Below are 5,359 nucleotides of genomic sequence, written 5' to 3'. Positions count from 1 at the left end.
GAAGATTGTCCGGCGGTGTCCTACTCTCCCACACCCTCCCGAGTGCAGTACCATCGGCGCTGGAGGGCTTAGCTTCCGGGTTCGGAATGTAACCGGGCGTTTCCCCTCCGCCATGACCGCCGTAACTCTATGAACATATCAACCAACAACCCACACGGGTTCGGTGTTCGTTCAGAGTTGCACAGTGGACGCGTAGCAGCTTAGTAGTCAAGTCCTCGGCCTATTAGTACCGGTCAACTGAACCCGTTACCGGGCTTACATTTCCGGCCTATCAACCCAGTCGTCTAGCTGGGGGCCTTACCCCACAAAGTGGGTGGGATACCTCATCTTGAAGCGAGCTTCCCGCTTAGATGCTTTCAGCGGTTATCCCTTCCGAACGTAGCTAACCAGCCGTGCCCCTGGCGGGACAACTGGCACACCAGAGGTTCGTCCGTCCCGGTCCTCTCGTACTAGGGACAGCCCTTCTCAAGTATCCTACGCGCACGGCGGATAGGGACCGAACTGTCTCACGACGTTCTAAACCCAGCTCGCGTACCGCTTTAATGGGCGAACAGCCCAACCCTTGGGACCTGCTACAGCCCCAGGATGCGACGAGCCGACATCGAGGTGCCAAACCATCCCGTCGATATGGACTCTTGGGGAAGATCAGCCTGTTATCCCCGGGGTACCTTTTATCCGTTGAGCGACACCGCTTCCACATGCCAGTGCCGGATCACTAGTCCCGACTTTCGTCCCTGCTCGACCTGTCAGTCTCACAGTCAAGCTCCCTTGTGCACTTGCACTCAACACCTGATTGCCAACCAGGCTGAGGGAACCTTTGGGCGCCTCCGTTACCCTTTAGGAGGCAACCGCCCCAGTTAAACTACCCACCAGACACTGTCCCTGAACCGGATAACGGTCCGAAGTTAGATACCCAAATCAACCAGAGTGGTATTTCAAGATTGCCTCCACCCATACTGGCGTATGGACTTCACCGGCTCCCACCTATCCTACACAAGCTAATTCAGATACCAATGTCAAGCTATAGTAAAGGTCCCGGGGTCTTTCCGTCCTGCCGCGCGTAACGAGCATCTTTACTCGTAATGCAATTTCGCCGGGCCTGTGGTTGAGACAGTGGGGAAGTCGTTACGCCATTCGTGCAGGTCGGAACTTACCCGACAAGGAATTTCGCTACCTTAGGATGGTTATAGTTACCACCGCCGTTTACTGGCGCTTAAGTTCTCCGCTTCGCCCCGAAGAGCTAACAGGTCCCCTTAACGTTCCAGCACCGGGCAGGCGTCAGTCCATATACATCGAATTACTTCTTCGCATGGACCTGTGTTTTTAGTAAACAGTCGCTTCCCCCTGCTCTCTGCGGCCATACAACGCTCCACCCGCGCGGGGCTTCACGTCTCCGGCCCCCCTTCTCCCTAAGTTACGGGGGCAATTTGCCGAGTTCCTTAACCACAGTTCGCCCGATCGCCTCGGTATTCTCTACCTGACCACCTGTGTCGGTTTGGGGTACGGGCCGCTAAGAACTCGCTAGAGGCTTTTCTCGGCAGCATAGGATCACTGACTTCACCTGAATCGGCTCGGCATCACGTCTCAGCCTACATGCGCCACGGATTTGCCTATGGCACGGCCTACACGCTTACCCCGGCACAACCACCGGCCGGGCTCAGCTACCTTCCTGCGTCACCCCATCGCTTGACTACTACCCGCCAGGTTCCCACGCTCCCCAAACTCAGTCCGAAGACCTCCTCCGGTTCGGGTGGTTAGCACAACGAGGTTCATCAGGGTCGCTCTTTCGCGGGTACGGGAATATCAACCCGTTGTCCATCGACTACGCCTCTCGGCCTCGCCTTAGGTCCCGACTCACCCAGGGCGGATTAGCCTGGCCCTGGAACCCTTGGTCATCCGGCGGAAGGGTTTCTCACCCTTCTTTCGCTACTCATGCCTGCATTCTCACTCGTGCCGCGTCCACGACTGGGTCACCCCGTCGCTTCACCCCCGGCACGACGCTCCCCTACCCATCCACACACCTGCACGACACATCAAGGCGCCGCGAAGTTAAAATGTGAATGCCACAGCTTCGGCGGTGTGCTTGAGCCCCGCTACATTGTCGGCGCGGAACCACTTGACCAGTGAGCTATTACGCACTCTTTAAAGGGTGGCTGCTTCTAAGCCAACCTCCTGGTTGTCTATGCGACCCCACATCCTTTTCCACTTAGCACACGCTTAGGGGCCTTAGCTGGTGATCTGGGCTGTTTCCCTCTCGACTACGAAGCTTATCCCCCGCAGTCTCACTGCCGCGCTCTCACTTACCGGCATTCGGAGTTTGGCTGATTTCGGTAAGCTTGTGGGCCCCCTAGACCATCCAGTGCTCTACCTCCGGCAAGAAACACGCGACGCTGCACCTAAATGCATTTCGGGGAGAACCAGCTATCACGGAGTTTGATTGGCCTTTCACCCCTAACCACAGGTCATCCCCCAACTTTTCAACGTTGGTGGGTTCGGCCCTCCACGCGGTCTTACCCGCGCTTCAGCCTGCCCATGGCTAGATCACTCCGCTTCGGGTCTAGAGCATGCGACTAAAAACGCCCTATTCAGACTCGCTTTCGCTACGGCTCCCCCACACGGGTTAACCTCGCCACATGCCACTAACTCGCAGGCTCATTCTTCAAAAGGCACGCCGTCACCCCGTAAGGCTCCGACGGATTGTAGGCGAACGGTTTCAGGTACTATTTCACTCCCCTCCCGGGGTACTTTTCACCATTCCCTCACGGTACTCGTCCGCTATCGGTCACCAGGAAGTATTTAGGCTTACCAGGTGGTCCTGGCAGATTCACGGCAGATTTCAGGAGTCCGCCGCTACTCGGGAACACCCACAGAAGACCAGCAGCTTTCACCTACCGGACTATCACCGTCTACGGTCAGCCATTCCAGACTGTTCGACTAACCACTAGCTTTGTAACTTCTCGAGTGCGTGTCAGCACACTCAGCAGGGTCCCACAACCCCGAACACGCAACCCCTGACAGGTATCACACGCATCCGGTTTAGCCTCAATCCGCTTTCGCTCGCCACTACTCACGGAATCACTATTTGTTTTCTCTTCCTACGGGTACTGAGATGTTTCACTTCCCCGCGTTCCCCCCACACACCCTATGTGTTCAGGTGCGGGTGACATCACATGACTGATGCCGGGTTTCCCCATTCGGACACCCTGGGATCACAGCTTGGTTGACAGCTCCCCCAGGCCTATCGCGGCCTCCCACGTCCTTCATCGGCTCCTGGTGCCAAGGCATTCACCGTTCGCCCTTGACAACTTGACCACAAAGATGCTCGCGTCCACTGTGCAATTCTCAACAAACAACCAACCCACAACCCACAGCCCCACACCTGCAACCCACAAGAGTCACGGTTTGCGAGACCAGGCCATGCCTGGCAACCTCCACGGACTCACGCCCGCACAAGGCTCCGAAGAAAACAACCCATGGTTGTTCCTTCAGGACCCAACAGGGTGCTCTCCGCCTTCCCTCAGCCGCACCAGGACTTCGTTCCCACCACCCCCGAAGGAGCAGCTGTACTAGAAGGACCCCGGCCGTTGCCGAAGAAAAACTCACCAGTGTCTCCGCCATCTGAGCACCCCGACCCGACATTCGCAGGTCGCGGGCTCCATACCAGCTTTCGCTGGATGGTGCTCCTTAGAAAGGAGGTGATCCAGCCGCACCTTCCGGTACGGCTACCTTGTTACGACTTCGTCCCAATCGCCAGCCCCACCTTCGACGGCTCCCTCCACAAGGGTTGGGCCACCGGCTTCGGGTGTTGCCGACTTTCGTGACGTGACGGGCGGTGTGTACAAGGCCCGGGAACGTATTCACCGCAGCGTTGCTGATCTGCGATTACTAGCGACTCCGACTTCACGGGGTCGAGTTGCAGACCCCGATCCGAACTGAGACCGGCTTTTTGGGATTCGCTCCACCTCACGGTATCGCAGCCCATTGTACCGGCCATTGTAGCATGCGTGAAGCCCTGGACATAAGGGGCATGATGACTTGACGTCATCCCCACCTTCCTCCGAGTTGACCCCGGCAGTCTTCGATGAGTCCCCGCCATAACGCGCTGGCAACATCGAACGAGGGTTGCGCTCGTTGCGGGACTTAACCCAACATCTCACGACACGAGCTGACGACAGCCATGCACCACCTGTGACCGCCCCCGAAGGACCTTACATCTCTGCAAGTTTTGCGGCCATGTCAAACCCAGGTAAGGTTCTTCGCGTTGCATCGAATTAATCCGCATGCTCCGCCGCTTGTGCGGGCCCCCGTCAATTCCTTTGAGTTTTAGCCTTGCGGCCGTACTCCCCAGGCGGGGCGCTTAATGCGTTAGCTGCGGCACAGGGAACCGGAGAGGCCCCCCACACCTAGCGCCCAACGTTTACAGCGTGGACTACCAGGGTATCTAATCCTGTTCGCTCCCCACGCTTTCGCTCCTCAGCGTCAGTATCGGCCCAGAGACCCGCCTTCGCCACCGGTGTTCCTCCTGATATCTGCGCATTTCACCGCTACACCAGGAATTCCAGTCTCCCCTACCGAACTCTAGCCTGCCCGTATCGACCGCAGGCCTGGGGTTGAGCCCCAGGTTTTCACGGTCGACGCGACAAGCCGCCTACGAGCTCTTTACGCCCAATAAATCCGGACAACGCTCGCGCCCTACGTCTTACCGCGGCTGCTGGCACGTAGTTGGCCGGCGCTTCTTCTGCAGGTACCGTCACTTACGCTTCGTCCCTGCTGAAAGAGGTTTACAACCCGAAGGCCGTCATCCCTCACGCGGCGTCGCTGCATCAGGCTTCCGCCCATTGTGCAATATTCCCCACTGCTGCCTCCCGTAGGAGTCTGGGCCGTGTCTCAGTCCCAGTGTGGCCGGTCGCCCTCTCAGGCCGGCTACCCGTCGTCGCCTTGGTAGGCCATCACCCCACCAACAAGCTGATAGGCCGCGAGCCCATCCCAGGCCGAAAAACTTTCCACCACACACCATGCGATGCGAGGTCATATTCGGTATTAGCCCCCGTTTCCGAGGGTTATCCCAAAGCCTAGGGCAGGTTGCTCACGTGTTACTCACCCGTTCGCCGCTCGAGTACCCCGAAGGGCCTTTCCGCTCGACTTGCATGTGTTAAGCACGCCGCCAGCGTTCGTCCTGAGCCAGGATCAAACTCTCCAACAAAAACTTTGTCGGACACAATGTCCTGGCAACAAAAGTGTTGCCAAAGGAATCCCGACCAGACAGACCAAAGCCTGACCAGTCCGGGGTATAAAACAATTGGCACTGGCTTATCAAGCACCCTGTTGAGTTCTCAAAGAACAACCACACACCAACCCG

At 57.7% G+C, this 5,359-nt stretch carries 3 rRNA genes; all 3 read right to left on the bottom strand.

The features are described from left to right. Positions 1-7 precede the first annotated feature (7 nt). A 5S ribosomal RNA gene (gene rrf, locus C8054_RS31370) occupies positions 8-124 on the bottom strand. 79 nt (positions 125-203) lie between these two features. Beyond that, positions 204-3,312 (bottom strand): 23S ribosomal RNA (locus C8054_RS31365). Between the two features lie 376 nt (positions 3,313-3,688). After that, a 16S ribosomal RNA gene (locus C8054_RS31360) occupies positions 3,689-5,203 on the bottom strand. Together the 16S, 23S and 5S rRNA genes form the textbook arrangement of a ribosomal RNA operon. Between the last annotated feature and the right edge of the window lie 156 nt (positions 5,204-5,359).

Origin of the sequence: Micromonospora sp. RP3T (assembly GCF_003027925.1) — a bacterium.
In the GTDB taxonomy this organism is placed as follows: Bacteria; Actinomycetota; Actinomycetes; order Mycobacteriales; family Micromonosporaceae; genus Micromonospora.
Note: the sequence above shows the minus strand (reverse complement) of the source record. Positions and strands in the feature narration are given on the sequence as shown.